Source organism: Pseudomonas sp. Z1-29 (assembly GCF_051131995.1).
In the GTDB taxonomy this organism is placed as follows: Bacteria; Pseudomonadota; Gammaproteobacteria; order Pseudomonadales; family Pseudomonadaceae; genus Aquipseudomonas.
The window spans coordinates 1,793,344-1,812,161 of the sequence record NZ_CP071645.1 but is presented as its reverse complement, the minus strand read 5'-3'; the positions used below and the strand labels follow the sequence as shown (position 1 = coordinate 1,812,161).

At 62.9% G+C, this 18,818-nt stretch carries 21 protein-coding genes; 6 read left to right on the top strand and 15 right to left on the bottom strand.

All coding sequences use genetic code 11. The annotated features are described in order from the left end of the window. The 3 genes from ngg to J3P84_RS08455 all read left to right on the top strand — a co-directional run bounded on the left by ngg (window position 1) and on the right by J3P84_RS08455 (window position 3,510). Window positions 1-1,746, top strand: a complete 1,746-nt coding sequence (gene ngg / locus J3P84_RS08465; RefSeq protein WP_434629288.1) for an N-acetylglutaminylglutamine synthetase — start codon at window positions 1-3, stop codon at window positions 1,744-1,746. Window positions 1,747-1,909: 163 nt separating this feature from the next. Continuing rightward, complete coding sequence (locus J3P84_RS08460) at window positions 1,910-3,100, top strand: osmoprotectant NAGGN system M42 family peptidase (protein WP_434629286.1); 1,191 nt, start codon at window positions 1,910-1,912, stop codon at window positions 3,098-3,100. A gap of 182 nt (window positions 3,101-3,282) precedes the next feature. After that, window positions 3,283-3,510, top strand: coding sequence for a YheU family protein (locus J3P84_RS08455; protein WP_305499664.1), 228 nt, complete (start codon window positions 3,283-3,285; stop codon window positions 3,508-3,510). On the opposite strand, the gene csrA is transcribed toward J3P84_RS08455, so the two are convergent. The 3 genes from csrA to J3P84_RS08440 all read right to left on the bottom strand — a co-directional run bounded on the left by csrA (window position 3,507) and on the right by J3P84_RS08440 (window position 5,050). After that, window positions 3,507-3,698, bottom strand: coding sequence for a carbon storage regulator CsrA (csrA, locus tag J3P84_RS08450; RefSeq protein WP_305499663.1), 192 nt, complete (start codon window positions 3,696-3,698; stop codon window positions 3,507-3,509). The two genes, J3P84_RS08455 and csrA, sit on opposite strands and share 4 nt — an antisense overlap. 146 nt (window positions 3,699-3,844) lie before the next feature. Beyond that, the gene (locus J3P84_RS08445; RefSeq protein ID WP_434629283.1) at window positions 3,845-4,177 is read right to left on the bottom strand and encodes a YnfA family protein; all 333 of its coding nucleotides are present in this window, start codon (window positions 4,175-4,177) and stop codon (window positions 3,845-3,847) included. 63 nt (window positions 4,178-4,240) lie between these two features. Beyond that, the gene (locus J3P84_RS08440; RefSeq protein ID WP_434629281.1) at window positions 4,241-5,050 is read right to left on the bottom strand and encodes an SDR family oxidoreductase; all 810 of its coding nucleotides are present in this window, start codon (window positions 5,048-5,050) and stop codon (window positions 4,241-4,243) included. Between the two features lie 411 nt (window positions 5,051-5,461). Between J3P84_RS08440 and J3P84_RS08435 the strand changes: the two genes are divergently transcribed. Continuing rightward, a complete protein-coding gene (locus tag J3P84_RS08435; RefSeq protein WP_018606531.1) occupies window positions 5,462-5,614 on the top strand; it encodes a DUF3309 family protein in 153 nt (50 codons plus the stop codon). 57 nt (window positions 5,615-5,671) lie between these two features. Here the strand turns inward: J3P84_RS08435 and J3P84_RS08430 are convergent, their stop codons facing one another. The 12 genes from J3P84_RS08430 to ccmA form a co-directional block, all read right to left on the bottom strand. After that, complete coding sequence (locus J3P84_RS08430) at window positions 5,672-7,765, bottom strand: LTA synthase family protein (protein WP_434629279.1); 2,094 nt, start codon at window positions 7,763-7,765, stop codon at window positions 5,672-5,674. 382 nt (window positions 7,766-8,147) lie between these two features. Further along, window positions 8,148-9,023 (bottom strand): polyamine aminopropyltransferase, encoded by an 876-nt coding sequence (gene speE / locus J3P84_RS08425; RefSeq protein WP_305499658.1) that lies wholly within the window; start codon window positions 9,021-9,023, stop codon window positions 8,148-8,150. A gap of 132 nt (window positions 9,024-9,155) precedes the next feature. Beyond that, on the bottom strand, window positions 9,156-9,563 hold the full coding sequence (locus tag J3P84_RS08420; protein WP_305499657.1) for a hypothetical protein: 408 nt from the start codon (window positions 9,561-9,563) through the stop codon (window positions 9,156-9,158). Window positions 9,564-9,577: 14 nt separating this feature from the next. Then, on the bottom strand, window positions 9,578-10,780 hold the full coding sequence (gene ccmI, locus J3P84_RS08415) for a c-type cytochrome biogenesis protein CcmI (RefSeq protein ID WP_434629277.1): 1,203 nt from the start codon (window positions 10,778-10,780) through the stop codon (window positions 9,578-9,580). Next, window positions 10,773-11,246, bottom strand: a complete 474-nt coding sequence (locus tag J3P84_RS08410) for a cytochrome c-type biogenesis protein (RefSeq protein ID WP_434572677.1) — start codon at window positions 11,244-11,246, stop codon at window positions 10,773-10,775. The genes ccmI and J3P84_RS08410 overlap by 8 nt, the downstream gene beginning before the upstream one ends. Beyond that, window positions 11,243-11,779 carry a DsbE family thiol:disulfide interchange protein gene (locus J3P84_RS08405; RefSeq protein ID WP_434629274.1) on the bottom strand — a complete coding sequence of 179 codons (537 nt, stop codon included), beginning with the start codon at window positions 11,777-11,779 and terminating at the stop codon, window positions 11,243-11,245. Before J3P84_RS08405 ends, J3P84_RS08410 begins: the two co-directional genes overlap by 4 nt. Continuing rightward, window positions 11,776-13,764 carry a heme lyase CcmF/NrfE family subunit gene (locus J3P84_RS08400; RefSeq protein WP_434629272.1) on the bottom strand — a complete coding sequence of 663 codons (1,989 nt, stop codon included), beginning with the start codon at window positions 13,762-13,764 and terminating at the stop codon, window positions 11,776-11,778. The genes J3P84_RS08405 and J3P84_RS08400 overlap by 4 nt, the downstream gene beginning before the upstream one ends. Before the next feature lie 3 nt (window positions 13,765-13,767). Beyond that, entirely contained in the window at window positions 13,768-14,229 is a 462-nt protein-coding gene (gene ccmE, locus J3P84_RS08395) for a cytochrome c maturation protein CcmE (RefSeq protein ID WP_434629271.1), read from the bottom strand. Next, window positions 14,226-14,402: a heme exporter protein CcmD gene (gene ccmD, locus J3P84_RS08390; protein ID WP_007939192.1), complete on the bottom strand. Its 177-nt coding sequence runs from the start codon at window positions 14,400-14,402 to the stop codon at window positions 14,226-14,228. The genes ccmE and ccmD overlap by 4 nt, the downstream gene beginning before the upstream one ends. Then, window positions 14,399-15,154 (bottom strand): heme ABC transporter permease, encoded by a 756-nt coding sequence (locus tag J3P84_RS08385; RefSeq protein WP_434629269.1) that lies wholly within the window; start codon window positions 15,152-15,154, stop codon window positions 14,399-14,401. The genes ccmD and J3P84_RS08385 overlap by 4 nt, the downstream gene beginning before the upstream one ends. A 95-nt stretch (window positions 15,155-15,249) precedes the next feature. Next, window positions 15,250-15,918: a heme exporter protein CcmB gene (ccmB, locus tag J3P84_RS08380; protein WP_434629267.1), complete on the bottom strand. Its 669-nt coding sequence runs from the start codon at window positions 15,916-15,918 to the stop codon at window positions 15,250-15,252. After that, entirely contained in the window at window positions 15,915-16,550 is a 636-nt protein-coding gene (gene ccmA, locus J3P84_RS08375; RefSeq protein WP_434629265.1) for a cytochrome c biogenesis heme-transporting ATPase CcmA, read from the bottom strand. Before ccmA ends, ccmB begins: the two co-directional genes overlap by 4 nt. Before the next feature lie 198 nt (window positions 16,551-16,748). Here ccmA and J3P84_RS08370 point away from each other — a divergent pair, with 198 nt between their 5' ends. Both J3P84_RS08370 and J3P84_RS08365 read left to right on the top strand, forming a co-directional pair. Next, window positions 16,749-18,320 (top strand): flagellar hook-length control protein FliK, encoded by a 1,572-nt coding sequence (locus J3P84_RS08370; protein ID WP_434629263.1) that lies wholly within the window; start codon window positions 16,749-16,751, stop codon window positions 18,318-18,320. Then, window positions 18,317-18,646, top strand: a complete 330-nt coding sequence (locus J3P84_RS08365) for an EscU/YscU/HrcU family type III secretion system export apparatus switch protein (protein WP_434629261.1) — start codon at window positions 18,317-18,319, stop codon at window positions 18,644-18,646. Before J3P84_RS08370 ends, J3P84_RS08365 begins: the two co-directional genes overlap by 4 nt. Window positions 18,647-18,818 lie beyond the last annotated feature (172 nt).

The window sequence follows — 18,818 nt, the reverse complement described above, 5'->3', positions numbered from 1 at the left end:
ATGAAACCCCACCCGACCCTTCACAACCAACGTCTCTTGCGTGGACAGCCACCGTCCTACGAACGCTTACAGGCGCGCCTGGCCGAAGATGGCAGCGAACTGGGCGCCGCTCCGATCGCCGTGCATTGCGGCTGGGGCCGCTTGCTCATCGGCCATACCTTTCCGGACCCGGCGACTCTTGCCCAGGAGCTGCTCAACGAGCAGCCCGGCGAGCGTGACATTGCCTTGTACGTCGCCGCGCCGCAGCAAGTGCTGGGGCTGGAACCGGCGCATCTGTTCCTTGACCCGTCGGATACCCTGCGCCTGTGGTTCAGCGATTATCGCCAAGCCACGCGAGTGTTTCGCGGCTTCCGGATCCGCCGGGCCCAGAGCGAGAGCGACTGGCAAGCCATCAACCAGCTCTACCAGGCTCGCGGCATGCTGCCCATCGATCCCGAGCGCCTGACCCCGCGTCACCAGGGCGGCCCGGTGTACTGGCTGGCCGAAGACGACGACACCGGCGCGGTGATCGGCAGCGTCATGGGCCTCAACCACCAGAAAGCGTTCAACGACCCGGAAAACGGCAGCAGCCTCTGGTGCCTGGCGGTGGACCCGCAATGTTCGCGGCCCGGCGTCGGCGAAGTGCTGGTGCGCCATCTCATCGAGCATTTCATGAGCCGTGGCTTGAGCTACCTGGACCTGTCGGTGCTGCACAACAATCGCCTGGCGAAAAATCTCTACGCCAAGCTCGGTTTCCGCAACCTTTCGACCTTCGCCATCAAACGCAAGAACGGCATCAACCAGCCGCTGTTCCTCGGGCCGGGGCCCGAGGCGCAATTCAACCCGTACGCGCGGATCATCGTCGAGGAAGCGCACCGGCGTGGCATCGAAGTGCAAGTGGATGACGCCGAGGCCGGGCTGTTCACCCTGGTGCATGGCAGCCGGCGGGTTCGCTGCCGGGAATCGCTGAGCGACTTGACCAGTGCGATCAGCATGACCCTGTGCCAGAACAAGAGCCTGACCCACAAGGTGCTGAAAAATGCCGGTCTGAACCTGCCGGCGCAACAGCTGGCGGGCAATGCCGACGACAACCTGGCGTTTCTAGATGAACACGAGCGCGTGGTGGTCAAGCCGCTGGACGGCGAACAGGGCCAGGGCGTGGCGGTGGACCTGCGGACCATCGAGGAAGTCCAGAACGCCATCGAAACAGCCCGACGCTTCGACAGCCGCGTGCTGCTGGAGAGCTTCCACGAAGGGCTCGACTTGCGAATTCTGGTGATCGGTTTTGAAGTGGTGGCGGCGGCGATCCGGCGCCCGGCAGAAGTGATCGGCGACGGCCAGCACACCATTGGCGCGCTGATCGAGGCGCAGAGCCGGCGGCGGCAGGCGGCTACCGGGGGTGAAAGCAAGATCCCGATGGATGCCGAGACCGAGCGAACGCTGAGCGCGGCCGGGTATGACTATGACAGCGTGCTGCCGGCGGGTGAGCATCTGTTTGTCCGGCGCACCGCAAACCTGCATACCGGCGGCGTGCTGGAAGACGTCACCGCGATTCTGCATCCGACCCTGGCCGATGCGGCGGTGCGCGCCGCGCGGGCGCTGGACATCCCGATGGTCGGCCTCGACCTGCTGGTACCGGCGGCCGATCAACCGGAGTACGTGTTCATCGAAGCCAACGAACGCGCCGGCCTGGCCAACCATGAACCGCAACCCACTGCCGAGCGCTTTGTGGATCTGTTGTTTCCCCATAGCCAGGCAGTGGTCTGACTCAAATCTCTCCGTGGCGAGGGAGCTTGCTCCCGCTCGGCCGCGAAGCGGTCGCTCAGGCCCCGAGGTCTGAAAAGAAGGACCGCTTCGCGGCCCAGCGGGAGCAAGCTCCCTCGCCACAAGGTTCCCCTATGCAAAACTTAACGTTCCGCGAGGAGTTTCCATGATCAGCAAAATTCCCGAACCGGATCTCGCATACCTGCAGAAAGTCCTGTTGGAAATGCTCGCCATTCCCAGCCCGACCGGCTTCACCGATACCATCGTGCGGTACGTTGCCGAGCGGCTCGAAGAGCTGGGCATCCCTTTCGAAATGACCCGGCGCGGCACGATCCGCGCCACCCTCAAGGGCCGCAAGAGCAGCCCCGACCGGGCCGTATCGGCTCACCTGGACACCATCGGCGCCTCCGTTCGCGCCATCAAGGACAACGGCCGCCTGACGCTGGCGCCGGTGGGCTGCTGGTCGAGCCGCTTTGCCGAGGGCAGCCGGGTCAGCCTGTTTACCGACACTGGGGTGATCCGTGGCAGCGTGCTGCCGCTGATGGCTTCCGGGCACGCGTTCAACACCGCCGTGGATGAGATGCCCATCAGTTGGGACCACATCGAACTGCGCCTGGACGCCTACTGCGCCACCCGCGCCGATTGCGAAACGTTGGGGGTGGGCATCGGCGACTATGTGGCGTTCGACCCCTTGCCGGAGTTCACCGAAAGCGGCCATATCAGCGCCCGTCACCTGGATGACAAGGCCGGGGTCGCCGCGTTGCTGGCGGCGCTCAAGGCGATTGTCGACAGCGGCGAGGAACTGTTGATCGACTGCCACCCGCTGTTCACCATCACCGAGGAAACCGGCAGCGGCGCGGCGGCCGCGCTGCCTTGGGACGTCAGCGAATTCGTCGGGATAGACATTGCACCGGTCGCGCCAGGCCAGCACTCCAGCGAACATGCGGTAAGCGTGGCCATGCAGGACTCGGGAGGCCCGTACGACTACCATCTGTCGCGACATTTGCTGAAGCTGGCCAAGGAGCACGAACTACCGGCGCGCCGCGACCTGTTTCGCTATTACTTCAGCGACGCCCATTCGGCGATTACCGCCGGGCACGACATCCGCACTGCCCTGCTCGCCTTCGGCTGCGACGCGACCCATGGTTACGAGCGCACCCACATCGACAGCCTGGCCGCGCTGAGCCGCCTGCTCGGTGCCTACATCCTGAGCCCTCCGGTATTTGCCAGCGACGCCCAACCGGCCCAGGGATCACTGGATCGCTTCAGCCATCAGATCGAGCACGATGCGCAGATGGAAAGCGACACCCGGGTGCCGTCGGTGGACAGCCTGATCGGGCACCGTTCGGATAGCTGAACCAAGCCCTTATCGATTCTTACGATGCTTTCGCGAGCAGGCTCGCTCCCACAAGGTAATTACGCCATCGAGGTGGGAGCGAGCCTGCTCGCGATGAGGCCCGCATGGCTCTACAGAACTCAGGCTAGCCGCAGCAGCGCATCCACCGTAGCATCCGCTCTATTGTTTTGCGGAGCCCCACCATGCTGATCCCCTACGACCAACTCGAAGTCGATACGCTCACCCGCCTGATCGAGGATTTCGTCACCCGTGACGGTACTGACAATGGCGACGATACCCCGCTGGAAACCCGCGTCCTGCGGGTCAGGCAGGCCCTGACCAAAGGCCAGGCCATGATTGTCTTCGATCCCGAAAGCGAACAGTGCCAATTGATGCTCAAGCACGATGTGCCCAGACATCTGTTCGATTAACCGACCTTGCGGTCGGATCCGGCCTTTTTTCTCTGGATCCTGTCGTAAACCTCGGAACGATGAACCTCCACGTGCCGAGGCGCTTCTACGCCAAAGCGCACGGTGCCGCCGCTGATCGACAGCACACGGACGGAAATCTCATCACCGATGGAAATCAACTCACCTACGGTACGGCTTAATACGAGCATGGTCTTGTCCTTAAGAGTGATTGGACATTGACCATGCACGGCCTGTTTTCCGAGCACAAGATACCGGCGGGAATTCAGTAAACCCCTACGAACAACTTTCCGTTGGCTGAAGGAAACGTCCTGCAAAACCCCGCCGAAACGGCAGTTTATGGCCCCGAAAAACGCGGACCGAACAGAATCACGCTGGCCCCCACGACACAGAGGGCCACGCCGATCCAGTCGGAACCCAGCGGCCGCACCCGTTCCACCACGGCCAGCCAGCCGATCGAGGCGATGATGTAAATGCCACCGTAGGCGGCGTAGGCACGACCGGCATAAGTGGCTTCGATGCGCGTCAGCAACAGGGCGAATAACGCAAGGCTGAGCAGCGCCGGCACGATCCACCAGGCACTCTTGCCCTGGCGCAACCACATCCAGAAGGCGTAGCAGCCAGCGATCTCGAACAGCGCGGCGAGAAAAAACCACAGGTAATTGAGCATTGCTATGTCCATCAGGAAGGCACGAATGGCGCCATCCTGAGGACACCCGGCAATCAGGTCAACTCAGGCCTGCCGTGCCTTGGCGCGCATCTTGTCGGCCATGGCGGTCATTTCGTCGTACAGCAGTTGCGGATTTTTCTGTTTGAGGGCCCAGGCCATGCGCCCCTGCTCGTGGGGCAGGATCATGAATTCACCCTGGGCGACATGCTGGTAGATGTAATCGGCAATGTCCGCCGCGGTGATCGGCGAGCTTTCCAGCAGTTTGCCCACCTGGGCCTTCATGGCCGGGGTCGGGCCACGGAACGAGTCCAGCAGGTTGGTCTGGAAGAACGACGGACATACCACGTGTACGCCGATTTCCTGCTGGGCCAGCTCGACCAGCAGGCTTTCCGACAGCGCCACGACGCCGGCCTTGGCCACGTTGTAGTTGCTCATGGCAGGCCCCTGCATCAGCGCCGCCATGGAGGCGATGTTGATGATCTTGCCGCGGCTTTTTTCCAGCAGTGGCAGGAACGCCTTGCAGCCCTTGACCACCCCCATCAGGTTGATTGCGATCTGCCAGTCCCAATCCTCCAGCGAGAGCTCGCTGAAGAACCCGCCCGAAGCCACGCCAGCGTTATTGACGATGATGTCGATGCCGCCAAGCTTCTCCTCGCAGGCCTGGGCGAATGCGGTGAGCTGGCTGTAGTCGCGCACGTCACAGCGCTGGACGAAACCCTCGCCACCGACCTCGCGCACCAGCCTGAGGGTTTCCTGAAGGCCGGGCTCGCTGACATCGGACAGGGCCAGGCGCCAGCCTTCACGGGCCCAGCGCAGCGCGATTTCGCGGCCCAGGCCGGAGCCGGCACCGGTGATCATCATGCGATTTTGCATAGGGAAACAGCCTTGTTGTTCCGGGAGAGATGCGCCGAGTGTAGCGAAGGACCCGAACAGACCCATGCACCATCAGATTGCTGAATGGCGAGGGCAAACCGTGGAGGGTTGAGGTACCGGGCGAGGGAGTGCTCTCGCTGGGCGGGCTGGCGTTCCAGCGCGGAGCGGCCTCCATGATGCCGCCTCGTTAACGGAGTCGGTTTCAATTAAAGGGCCGCTACGCAGCCCAGCGGGAGCAAGCTCCCTCGCCACGGGGTTTCAGTGCTCTTGTGTTTTACGCTCAACAATAAAAACTTTTGAATTTTTTACAGGACGTTACGGTCGGACTTAATAAGCCGCCCGGATTCAACGCACGCGCGCTGGCAGTTGAAAGTTACATCACTCCAGAACTGACCAATAAGGAAATCAACAATGGGCACTATTCTTATCATCATCCTGATCCTCCTGCTGATCGGTGGCCTTCCGGTCTTCCCGCACTCCAGAAGTTGGGGTTATGGCCCGTCCGGTATCATCGGCGTTGTGCTGGTCGTGCTGTTGATCTTGTTGTTACTTGGCAAGATATAAAACACCAAGCGTAAAAAAAGAGGCCTTTGAGGCCTCTTTTTTTATACGTCGCGATTATCAGTCCGGCTTGCCGTCAACAACACCGGCGGTGTTATCCAGCAGGCTCTTGGTCGCGGTTTGCAGGAACGCCTCGAGCTTGAGTTTCATCTGAGCGGTGTCAGGTGCGTCCGGAATGATCTCGGCATGCGGATTGGCCCCCAGCTGATAGCGGAACAGCTTCGCTGGCATGGCCTTTTCTTCCGGCAGTACCAGGATCGTGTCGTCGCGAATGATCGCGGTGGTCTGGTCGCTGCCCGACGGCTTGATCACGCCAAACCCGGTGTCGCCTGACGGCAGGTTCAACAGGTCACGGCCCCAGCACTGGTTACGCACCTGTCCGCCGAGCCGTCCCATGATGGTTGGGACGATATCGACCTGGGTGCCCACGGTGTGGCTGCGCTGGCCGAATTTTTCCTGGATGCCCGGGCCGATCAGCAACATCGGCACGTTGAAGCGGCCAAGGTCCATTTCGGTGATCTGACGCTCGTTGCCGAAGCCATGGTCGCCGACCACGACAAACAGGGTTTCCTTGAAGTAAGGCTCCTTGCGCGCTTTCTCGAAGAACTGCCCCAGCGCCCAATCGGAGTAACGCATGGCGGTCAAGTGTTCGTTCAGGCGACCACGGTCCGTGACCGGCTCGACCGGCAACGGCGTCGGCAGTGCGTAAGGCGTGTGGTTGGACAGGGTCTGCAACAACGCATAGAACGGCTTGCCGTTCTCGCGCGCCTTGAGCTCGATCAGGCCACGGTCGAACATGTCCTGGTCGGACACGCCCCAGGTCGGGTCGGAGAACACCGGGTTCACATAGTCATTGCGTCCGATGAACGTGGTCATGCCCTGGTTGCTGAAGAAACCCGACTGGTTGTCCCAGGCGAAATCGCCGTTGTAGACATACACATCGTCGTAGTCCCGGGCGCTGAGCAGTTGCGGCAGGCCCGAGAGCTTGTGACTGCCTTCCGGGGTCTGCATCAGGTATTCAAAACCGGGCAGGTTCGGGAAACACGCCATGGTGGCAAACATGCCCTGGTGGGTGTGGGTGCCGTTGGAGAAGAAGCGGTCGAACAGCAGGCCTTCCTTGGACAGCTTGTCCAGGTATGGCGTGATGTTACCCGGCGCGCCCAGGGCGCCGACCGAGTGACCGGCCATGCTTTCCATCAGGATCACCACCACGTTCTTGATCGGCAGTGTCTTGTCGGCCGGCGGCGTGTAGTCGCGTCTTACCGCGGCAGTCCCGGCGTCGACGAGCTTGTCGTCGGGCATCACCAGCATGTCGCGCACGGTCTGCTGCGCCAGCGACGATTCGAGGGTGGCCTTCCAGACATTGTCACGGTGTTCGGACATTCGGCTCTTGGCCGCCGCCACCAGCGACAGAGTACCGTTGAGGCCCAACTGGTTGGCGAAGTTCGAATCGGTGGTATAGACGTCGCCCCAACGCAGGGGCGGGCCTTGGCGCAAGGTGCCACGGGCGGCGGCGACGGCCACCACCAGGCAGACCAGGAACACCGCGACGCGGCCATACCACGGGGCGATCTGGCGGGTGCCGATGCTGCCGCCACTGAACGGCCCGCGTGGCCGGGTAGCGCGATCAGCACCTTTGAAGGCCAGGGCCAGGATCAGCGTGCCGCCGGCCCAGGCCAGCAGGTAGCGCACCACCGGGAAACCGTACCAGAGCATGCTCATGACGGTTTTCGGGTCTTCCTGCACATATTGGAAGACCAGGCCGTTGAGGCGCTGGTGGAACTCGCGGTAGAAGTCCATTTCCATCAAGCCGAGAAACAGCGCGATGCTGGACGTGACGGTCAGCCAGAAACGAAAGAATCCACGTGCCGCCATCGCCCGTGCGCTGAACAGGGCCAGCAGCAGCGGGATGCACAGGTAGACCACCAGGCGCACGTCGAAACGCAGGCCGTTGGCGAACGCTTCAACGAAGGTAGAGGCCGGTGTATCAAGGATCATCTCGCGGTTGTAGACCAGCAGCGCAACGCGCAGCAGGCTCAGCATGACCATTATCACCAACGCACAGAGCAACGTGTAGGCCAGGTGCGATTTGACGGTCGGTTGCAGCAGGCGATGCGTGGTGCGCTGCTGACTCAGGGCGTCCGGGATTGCCATGTCGTTTGAGGACCTATTGGAGTTGGAGTGACAAATAGAACAACGGCGCGCCCTCTGTTGGCCAGATATCAGGCCCGGGGCTTGCGCAAGTGCGCGAATGTCGCACGAACGGCCATGGCATTGCCATTAAATAACCGCTGGCGACAGAGCGCGGGGGATTGTCGACAAGACTTGGTGAAAATTTCGTTCAATGAATATCTGGAAACACAAAAGCACCCCAGCGCTCTTGTGGCGAGGGAGCTTGCTCCCGCTGGGCTGCGAAGCGGCCCCCAACACACGCTGAGGCAACTGGGTGTGTCAGGTAGATCCAGGAGGGCCGCTTCGCGCCCCAGCGGGAGCAAGCTCCCTCGCCACAGAAGGATCTCGCCTCAATTGCGAGGCCTCAGTCGTTGCTCGGCTTGTTGATCGCCTGCAGCACATATTGCGGCATGGCGAACGCGCCCAGGTGGATCTCGGGGTTGTAGTAGCGCGTCACGATACCGCTGCCAATGAAGCGCTCGCGCAGGGTTTCGCGAGAAAGCTTGCGGTGAGCGGTATCAGTCGAGCCCCAGGCGAAGGTCATGGCGCCGCCGATGTAGGTCGGCACAGCGGCCTGGTAAAAATGCCAGTCGGCGAACAGGCCGTGCAAGCGTCCGGCGGTGGTCTGCACTTCGCCCAGTTGCATGAACGGCGTGCCGTTCTGGGTCACCAGGATCCCGCCTTCGTTCAGGCAGCGATGGCAAGCCTGGTAGAAGTTTTCCGAGAACAGCACTTCGCCCGGGCCGATCGGGTCGGTGGAGTCGGAAATGATGACGTCGAATTTCTCCTGGGTGGTGGCGACGAAACGCATGCCATCGTCGATCACCAGGTTCAGCCGCGGGTCGTCGTAGGCACCCTTGGAGTGGTTGGGCAGGAACTCCTTGCACATGTCCACCACCGTACCATCGATCTCGACCATGGTGATGTGCTCGATGCCGACGTGCTTGGTCACTTCACGGAGCATGCCGCCGTCACCGCCACCGATGATCAGCACGCGCTTGACGGCGCCATGAGCGAGGATGGGTACGTGGGTGAGCATCTCGTGATAGATGAATTCATCGGCTTCGGTGGTCTGGATGACACCATCCAGGGCCATGACCCGGCCCATGCGCGGGTTTTCGAAAATCACCAGGTGCTGGTGCTCGGTGCGCACTTCGTGCAGCAGCTTGTCCATGCGAAAACGCTGGCCATAGCCTTCGTAGAGGGTTTCCAGGTAGTCGCCGGTCGGGGTGGTCGTCATGGTCAGGTGCTCCGATCAATACGCGTTGGCCAGTTAAGGCTCGCAAAGGCGCGCATTCTACGACGCTGGGGATGACAGGTCGAACCTTCTGGTGGCGAGGGAGCAAGCTCCCTCGCCACCAAGGCCCAGGCTTCAGTGAAACTTCTGTCCGAGCCCCGCCGGTACGCCTTCGATAGTGGTTTCTTCCCACGGGCCGTTCGGGCTGACGGAGCGGCTCCAGCCGTTGTTCCAACGATAATAGGTGCGCTGGCGATAGAACGTGTTGGGCTGCTTGTCCAGCACATAGACCCCGAGCTTGGCGTCCCAGTGGCTGTTGCCGCCCGGTGGTGGAGCGAAACTGGCGGAGGTGCGCGGCAGCGGCTTGGCCGGTTTGTTCGGGGTCACGGGTTTGCCGGGCGCGGTCGACGGGCCTGGTTTGGTGGTCGGCGTCGAAGGCGGAATCGGTGGCAATGGCGCCGAAGGCTCCGGTGGACGCTGGACCGCACAAGCGCTCAGGCCCAGGACGAGGGTGAGCAGGGTCATACGAGCGATGGCGGTCATGGTGCGAATTCCTGTCATTGGTCCGGACTGTCGATAATCAATTGTTGTAGCGCCGTGGTGCTGCTCGCCAGGGGCTGGCTGCGACCGATCCACTCGCCGGCGGTGGGTTGGCCGGCTCGGGAGATGCGCGCCACCAGTTGGACTTCAGGGAAGTTCGACAGTTTCAGCTGCGGCATCATCGCATCAGCGTCACCCAGCTCGACGCTGGCCGGCAGGTCGGCGACGGTCAGGCGCCTGGCCGCCAACGGCGCGGGCGGGCCCGACACGGCGCGCGCGAAAATGAACACGCTGTCGCCCGGCTGCACCTTGGCTTTGAGGGCCGGATCGAGCTCGACACGGACCTTGAGCAGCGCCGCAGGCTTGGCGACCGGCGCTTGGGCAACCTTGCCGCCATTGGCTTGCAGCTTCTCGGTGGCGCGAGTGATGCCCCCCTGCAACGCCTCCCGCGACTTGTCGCCTTCGGGCAACTGCGCCAGCAGGCGGCCCCAGTAATCGATCGCCTCCTGATAGCGCTCGCCTTCGAACGCGGCGATGCCCAACAGGCCGAGGCTGGTGACCTCCTTCGGATCGAGCTTCAGCGCCTCGTCGGTGAGGGCCTGGACCTTGTCCGACCATTTCTTGCCGTCGGCAAAATACTGCGCCTGGGCCCACTGTCCGAGCAGCTCGGGCTGGCGGCCGGCCAGTGCCACGGTGCGCTCGAAGATCTTTGCCGCATCCGCCGGCCGATCCTGCGCCATGTAGGTCCGCCCGAGGAAATACAAACCTTCGGCGGAATCCGGTTGTGCCGCCACCGCGCGCTCCAGGCGCAAAGTCATTTCTTCCATGGACTTGGGCGCCTGAGCGAATTCACGGGTCAGCTCGACCTTGTCGCTTGCGCCGAAATGCAGGTACAGCGCCAGGCCCAATACCGGCACCAATACCGCCGCGAGCAGCGGCAACGGCTTGCCCAGTCGCGATTCGCGCGGCGCCTCGGCGCCCTCGGTGTCGGCGAGCAATTCACGGGCGGCCTCGGCGCGACCGGTGTCCAGTTGCGCGGCGTTGAGCACGCCCTCCTCCCGCTCGGCCTGCAGTTCGGCGACGCGCTCCTGGTACAGCGCCACGTTCAGCGCAGTACGGTCTTCTTCCAATTGGGCGCGGCGGCCACGCAACACGGGGATCAACAGAAAACTCAGGGCAACCAGGAGAAGCAGACCTGCGGCGAGCCAGAAATCAATCATGCTTGGTTTTATCCAACAGTTGGTCGAGGCGCTGGCGCTCTTCGACAGAAAGCGTGTCCGGGGCGGCAGTGCGCTGGACCCGGCGGCGACGCACGATCACCGCGATGACGACGAAACCACCGAGCAGCAGCCCGGCGGGGCCGAACCAGAGCAGCGCGGTCTTGGAAGACAGCGCCGGGTTGTAGCGCACGAACTCACCGTAGCGATCAACCATGAAGTCGATGATCTGCTGGTTGTCCTTGCCCTCGCCGAGCATGCGGAAGATCTCCTTGCGCAGGTCGGCGGCAATCGGCGCGTTGGAGTCGGCGATGTCCTGGTTCTGACATTTGGGGCAGCGCAGTTCCTTGGTCAGTTCGCGAAACCGCTCGCGCTCGGCATCGTTGGCAAATTCGTAAGTGTCGATGGCGGCGTGGGCCACACCCGCCAGGCTCAAGCCGAGGACGGCAGCCGCTAACCAGCGCCTCATGGCTTGGCCTCGTCCACCAGTGCCTGATATTTGCCGGCCAGCTTCTCGCGCCAGACCTGCTCGTCGACCACCCCGATGAACTTGTCCCGGATGATGCCCTTGGCGTCGATAAAGAAGGTTTCCGGCGCACCGTAGACGCCCAGGTTCAGGCCGAGGGTGCCCTCCTCATCACGGATGTCCAGTTGATACGGGTTGTGGAACTCGGCAAGCCACTTCAAGGCATCGGCATTGACGTCCTTGTAGTTGACGCCGTAGATCACCACGCCGTTCTGGGCCAGTTTGTTCAGCACCGGATGTTCGACCCGGCAGGAAATGCACCAGGTGCCCCACACGTTGACCAGCGCCGGCTTGCCCAGCAGGTCGGCGCGAGTCAGCGTCTTGTCGCCTTGTACCGATGGCAGGGAGAACTCCGGAAACGGTTTGCCGATCATCGCCGAGGGCAATTCGGACGGGTTCAGGTAAAGCCCGCGGTACAAGAACACCGCCATCACCAGAAACAGCGCCAGCGGCAACACCATCAACCAACGTTTCATGCAGTGGCTCCCGTCACGCCCAGGGCTTCGCGCACCCGGGTTTTCACTTTGACCCGATAGCGTCGATCCAGCGCAGCCAATACGCCGCCCAGGCCGGTGAGCAGGCCACCGAACCAGATCCAGCGTACGAACGGCTTGACGTGGACGCGTACCGCCCAGGCGCCATCACCGAGGGGTTCGCCCAGCGCCACGTAGAGGTCGCGGGTGAACCCGGCGTCGATCCCGGCTTCGGTCATCACCGAGTTCTGTACGGTGTAGAGGCGTTTTTCCGGGTGCAGCACGGTGATCTCCTGGCCGTCGCGAATGACCCGCACGGTGCCCTTGTCGGACGTGAAGTTCGGACCTTCGAAATGCCTGGCGCCCTCGAAAACGAACTGATAACCGCCCAGGTCCATGGACTCGCCCGGTGCCAGGCGCAGGTCGCGTTCGGCGCTGTTCTGGCTGGACAGCACCACACCGAGGGCGCAGACGGCGATCCCCAGGTGGGCGAGCTGCATGCCCCAGTAACTGCGGGTCAGGGTCGGCAGACCTTTGAAAAGGCCTTTATGGCGGGTCTTGTCGAAAATATCCCGCACGCCCGCCAGCAATACCCACGCCGCCAGCACGAATGTCGCCAGCACCGCCCAGTTGAAATCGCCATAAGCGATGCCCGCCACCACGGCCAGGGCGGCGGTGCCGAGCAGCACCGGCGTGAGCATGCCCAGCAGCCATTTGACCGGCGTGTCCTTCCAGCGCACCAGCATACCGATCGCCATCACCACCATCAGGATCGCCATCAACGGAATGAACAGTGCGTTGAAATATGGCGGGCCGACCGACAGCTTGGCGCCGGACAACGCATCGAGCACCAGCGGATACAACGTCCCGAGGAGGATCATCGACGCCGCCACCACCAGCACCAGGTTATTGCCCAGCAACAGGGTTTCCCGGGACCAGAGGTTGAAGCCGACCTGGCTTTTCACCACGGGTGCACGCAGGGCGAACAGCGTCAGCGAACCGCCGACCACGAACAGCAGGAACATCAGGATGAATACGCCACGCTCGGGGTCCGAGGCGAAGGCATGCACCGAGGTCAGCACGCCGGAGCGCACCAGGAAGGTCCCGAGCAGGCTCAGCGAGAACGCCGCGATCGCCAGCAGCACGGTCCAGCTCTTGAACACACCGCGTTTTTCGGTGACGGCCAGGGAGTGGATCAGCGCCGTGCCGACCAGCCATGGCATGAAGGAGGCGTTCTCCACCGGGTCCCAGAACCACCAGCCGCCCCAGCCGAGTTCGTAATAGGCCCACCACGACCCGAGTGTGATGCCGATCCCGAGGAAGGCCCAGGCGACAATGGTCCATGGCCGCGACCAGCGCGCCCACGCGGCGTCGAGGCGACCACCGAGCAAAGCGGCGATGGCGAACGCGAAGGCCACGGAAAAGCCGACGTAGCCCATGTAGAGCATCGGCGGATGGACGATCAGACCGATGTCCTGAAGCAACGGGTTGAGGTCGCGGCCGTCCATCGGCACTTGCGGCAGGATGCGCTCGAACGGGTTTGACGTGAGGATGAGGAACAGCAGGAAACCGATGCTGATCATGCCCATCACCGCCAGCACCCGGGCCAGCATCACTTGCGGCAACTGTCGGGAGAACACTGACACCGCGAAGGTCCAGCCGGCAAGAATCAACGCCCAGAGCAGCAACGAACCTTCGTGGGCACCCCACACCGCGCTGAACTTGTAGTACCAGGGCAAGGCGCTGTTGGAGTTGCTGGCGACATAGGCCACGGAAAAATCGTCGGCCATGAACGCGTAGGTCAGGCAGCCGAACGCGAACAGCATGAATGCAAACTGCCCCCATGCCGCCGGCTGGGCGAGGCTCATCCACAAGCGGTCGCCACGCCAGGCACCGAGCAACGGCACAACCGCCTGGACCAGGGAAAAACACAGGGCCAGGATCATCGCCAGATGGCCCAGCTCAGGAATAAACAGACCGGCATTCATCGATCAACCCTCCTTCACGGGAGCGGGAGCGGGCGCCGACTGGCCGCTGTCTTTCAGGGCCTTGGTCACTTCCGGCGGCATGTATTTCTCATCGTGCTTGGCCAGTACCTCGTCGGCCACCACCACGCCGTCGGCGTTGAGTTTGCCCAGGGCAACGATGCCCTGCCCTTCGCGGAACAGGTCCGGGAGGATCCCGCGATAGCTGATGGTCACGGTCTTGTTGAAGTCGGTGACGTTGAACTTCACGTCCAGCGAATCACCGGAACGCGCCAGCGAGCCCTGCTCCACCATGCCGCCAGCGCGGATGCGCGTACCCTTGGGCGCTTCGCCATTGGCGATCTGGGTCGGGGTGTAGAACAGGTTGATGTTCTGTTGCAAGGCGCTGAGGGCGAGGCCGACCGCCGCACCGACGCCGACCAGAATCGCCAGGATGATGACAAGACGTTTTTTGCGCAGCGGATTCACTGACCGTTCTCCCGACGCAGACGACGCGCCTCTTGTTGCAGATACCGCTTGCGGGCCAGGATCGGCGCCGCCACGTTGAGGGCCAGCACCGCCAGGCAGATGCCATAGGCTGACCAGACATACAGGCCGTGATGGCCCATGGCGAGGAAGTCGCCGAATGACGCAAAACTCATCGAGCGGCCTCCAGGCTGTTCTGTACTTCGGCTTTCACCCAACTGGCGCGGGCTTCGCGCTTGAGTACTTCGAGGCGCATGCGCAGCAGCAACACCGCGCCGAAGAAGCAGTAGAAACCCAGCACGGTCAGCAGCAGCGGCAGCCACATCTCGACCGGCATCGCCGGTTTTTCGGTGAGGGTGAAGGTCGCGCCCTGATGCAGGGTGTTCCACCATTCCACCGAGTACTTGATGATCGGGATGTTGATCACGCCGACAATCGCCAGCACCGCGCAGGCCTTGGCCGCGCTGTCACGATTGCTGATGGCGTTGCCCAGCGCAATAAGACCGAAGTACAGGAACAGCAGGATCAGCATCGACGTCAGTCGTGCATCCCAGACCCACCATGAACCCCAGGTCGGCTTGCCCCAGATTGCCCCGGTGACCAGCGCCACGGCGGTCATCCAGGCACCGATGGGCGCTGCGCATTGCAGCGCGACGTCGGCCAGCTTCATCTTCCACACCAGCCCGACCACACCGCAGATTGCCAGCATCACGTAGACCGACTGGGCGAGCATCGCCGCCGGAACATGGATATAGATAATGCGAAAGCTGTTGCCCTGCTGGTAGTCCGGCGGCGCGAAAGCCAGGCCCCAGGCCAGGCCGATGCCGATCAGCAACAGGGCGGCGATACTCAACCAGGGCAGCATCTTGCCGCTGATGCCGTAGAACCACTTGGGTGAGCCGAGCTTATGAAACCAGGTCCAGTTCATTGCAGTTTCCATCACGGTTGCGGCTCGTCTTCACGAGCCGCCAGGTCAGCCTTCGCTTCCAGTGGAAGTGGTCAATTCCTGACCAGGCCGCATTATTATTCGCCGACGCTGATCTTCAGGCCAGCGGCTATTGCAAAGGGTGTCAGGGTTATCGCCAGGGCGCTCAGGCTCCCAAGCCACAGCAGATAACCGGTTGCCGGCAGGCCTTGCAGCGCCGCTTGCAAGGCGCCACTGCCGAGGATCAGTACCGGGATGTACAGCGGCAGGATCAGCAGCGCCAGCAACAAGCCGCCACGCTTGAGCCCTACCGTCAGCGCCGCACCCACCGCGCCGAGCAGGCTCAGCACCGGCGTGCCGAGCAACAGTGACAGCAGCAGCACCGGCATGCACGCGGCGGGCAAGCCCAGCATCATCGCAAGCAGCGGCGAGAGCAGCACCAGCGCCAGGCCGGAAAAAACCCAGTGTGCCAGTACCTTGGCCAAAACCAGAAGGGCCAGGGGGTGCGACGAAAGGACCCACTGTTCCAGGGAACCGTCTTCGAAATCACTGCGGAAAAGCCCGTCCAGCGAGAGCAGGACCGACAAAAGCGCGGCCACCCAGACCAGCCCTGGCGACAAGGTTTGCAACAATTGAGTCTCCGGACCGACCGCCAGAGGGAACAGCGCGATGACGATCGCAAAAAACACCAGCGGATTGGCCAGTTCAGCCGGACGCCGACATAGCAGGCGTGCTTCACGGGCAAGCAACAGGCCAAAGACGCTCATACCGCCCAGTTCCCCAGGTCAATGCTGCGATAGCCGGCGGGCATCCGGGTCAACGTGTGATGGGTCGTCAACAACACCATGCCGCCGCTCTCGCAATGCCGGGCCAGGTGTTCTTCGAGCTGGGCGACGCCCTGCTTGTCCAGTGCGGTGAAGGGTTCGTCGAGAATCCACAGCGGCGGGCTGTCCAGGTACAACCGGGCCAGGGCCACGCGGCGCTGCTGGCCGGCCGACAGTGTGTGGCTGGGCACATCCTCGAAACCCTTCAGACCTACCGCCGCCAGGGCCTGCCAGATCGCCTCGCGACCGGCCGGCCGGTGCAAGGCGCACAGCCAGCTGAGGTTTTCTTCCGGCGTCAGCAGGTCCTTGATACCGGCGGCATGGCCGATCCAGAGCAGGTTGCGGGCCAGTTCGCTGCGCTGGCTGTCGAGGGGCTGGCCGTTGAGCAGCACCTGGCCTGCGGTGGGTTGCATCAACCCGGCCAGCAGGCGCAACAGGCTGGTCTTGCCGCTGCCGTTGGGGCCACTGACTTGCACCATATCGCCACGCGAGAGTCTCAATTCGAGATTTTCGAAAAGCAGCCGCAGGTCTCGCTCGCAGGCGAGGCCGATGGTTTGCAAGAGAGGACTGGTCAAGGGATCGCGGGCCTTATACGGTTCAAGTCGGCAGTGCAGCGGCCGTTAAAGTGATGCAGCATAGATGCATTGACGGCCCGTTCCACAGAGCTGCGTCAAACAAATGCAAGATTTTCGCCGCTCTCTGGAAGGCGGGCGGCATTATACATGTGAAGCCTCGCTCCAAAGAGCGCTGATTTCCCCAAGGTAAGACCGCAGATGACAGGCGACATGAACATCCCGCCGCTGCCCCAGCCCACGGCAACGACACGTATGCCGGCAGTGACTGGCGAGCTGCTGAAGTTGCTGGCGCCGGCCGAGGGGCTGATCGGCCCGGGCCAGACAGCCAAGGCCGAGGTGTTGTCACTCAAGCAGGCGGACCAGGCCTTCCAGCTGTTGCTCAAGCTGACCCTGGAAAGCGGCCGGCAGGCCACGGTGCAGGCCACCAGCGCCCAGCCGTTGCCGCAAGGCACCAGCCTGGCCGTGACCCAGCCGTCCGCCAGCAACCTGGCGATTGCCGTGCAACAGGCCGTCGCCTCCAGCGTCGCCACCTTGACGCGCATCGACACCGCGCAGCTGCCGGTGGGCACGTTGCTGCAAGGCAAGGTGCTGACCAGCCAGGTGCTGCCGCAGTTGCCAGGGCAAGCGGCGGTATATCGCTCGCTGGTGAGTTTGCTCAACACCGTCCAGGCCGGCAGTACCCTGGACATCGACAGCCCCCAGCCCCTGCGCATCGGCACGTTGTTGAGCGCTCAGGTGCAGGATGTGCAGACCTTGAAGTTCGTCCCCCTGAGCAACCGCCAGGAACAATTGGCGGTCAGCCAGCAGCTGGTTACGCAGGTGAGCCGCCAGGGTTCGCTGGACAGCTTGCTCACCGCCCTGCAAAACCTTCCCGCCAGCGAAGACGCCGGCTCCGAGCTGCGCGCGGCGGTAACGCGCCTGTTGGCCGGTCTGCCAGACGTCCAGCAACTGAGCACACCCAAGGGCCTGGCCCAGGCCATGGTCGCCAGCGGCATGTTCCTGGAGAGCAAACTCCTCGCCGGGCAGCCGCCGAGCCTCGCCCCGGACATGAAAGGCGACCTGCTGAAACTGATCGCCCAACTGACACCGGCCCTGCCCGCGTCCACCAATCTCAGCGCCATCATCGCCGCCAACACCCTGGCCCAGGCTCTGCCCAACTTCGTGCGCAGTGCCTTGGGGATGCTTGGCCAGGTCAGCGCCAAGCCGCAGCCCACGAGTTTTCCGCTGCCCTCGCGCCTGCTCAAAGGCCAGGACGAAGAAGGCGATCTGGAGCACCTGTTGCGTCTGGCCGCAGCCGCTGTCTCGCGCCTGCAAAGCCATCAGTTGTCGAGCCTGGAGCAGACCGGGCTGACCGACGATGGCCGACTGATGAGCACCTGGCAGTTGGAAATTCCGATGCGCAACCTGCAGGACATCGTGCCATTGCAGGTCAAGTTCCAACGCGAGGAAACCCCTGCCCGGGAGCAGCCGGACGAGCGCCGCGAACCACGCGAAGCGAAACAGCAATTGTGGAGGGTCGAGCTGGCGTTCGACATGGAGCCGCTGGGCCCGTTGCAGATTCAGGCCCAGTTGCTCGGCGGCAGCCTTTCCAGCCAGCTGTGGGCGCAAAGGCCGTACACCGCAAGCCTGATCGAAAGCAACCTGACCGCCCTGCGTGAGCGTCTGGTGACATGCGGGCTGAACGTCGGCGACCTGGATTGCCACCTCGGCACCCCGCCCCAGGGGCCAAAGACCCGACTGGATCAACGCTGGGTGGACGAAACCGCATGACAACCCATACCGAACCCCGCCAGGCCATCGCACTCAAGTACGACGGCCACCACGCCCCCACCCTCACCGCCAAGGGCGACGAAGCCCTGGCCGAGGAAATCCTGCGCATCGCCCGGGAAAGCGAAGTGCCGATCTATGAAAACGCCGAATTGGTGAAATTGCTGGCGCGGCTGGAGTTGGGCGACAGCATCCCAGAGGAGCTGTACCGCACGATCGCCGAGATCATTGCCTTTGCCTGGAACCTGAAGGGCAAATTCCCCCAAGGCTTCGACCCCCACGCGCCGGACGTCGAAAAGGACGTGACGGACCGCGGGGATGATTACTGATTTGTGGCGAGGGGATTTATCCCCGCTCGGGTGCGCAGCAGCCGCTAAAAAGCGGGGTCGCTGCGCAACCCAGCGGGGATAAATCCCCTCGCCACAGGCCTGGGTAGGAATGACTATTTCTGAACGCCAGAAAAACCTGTGGGAGCGAGCTTGCTCGCGAAGGCGTCGGGTC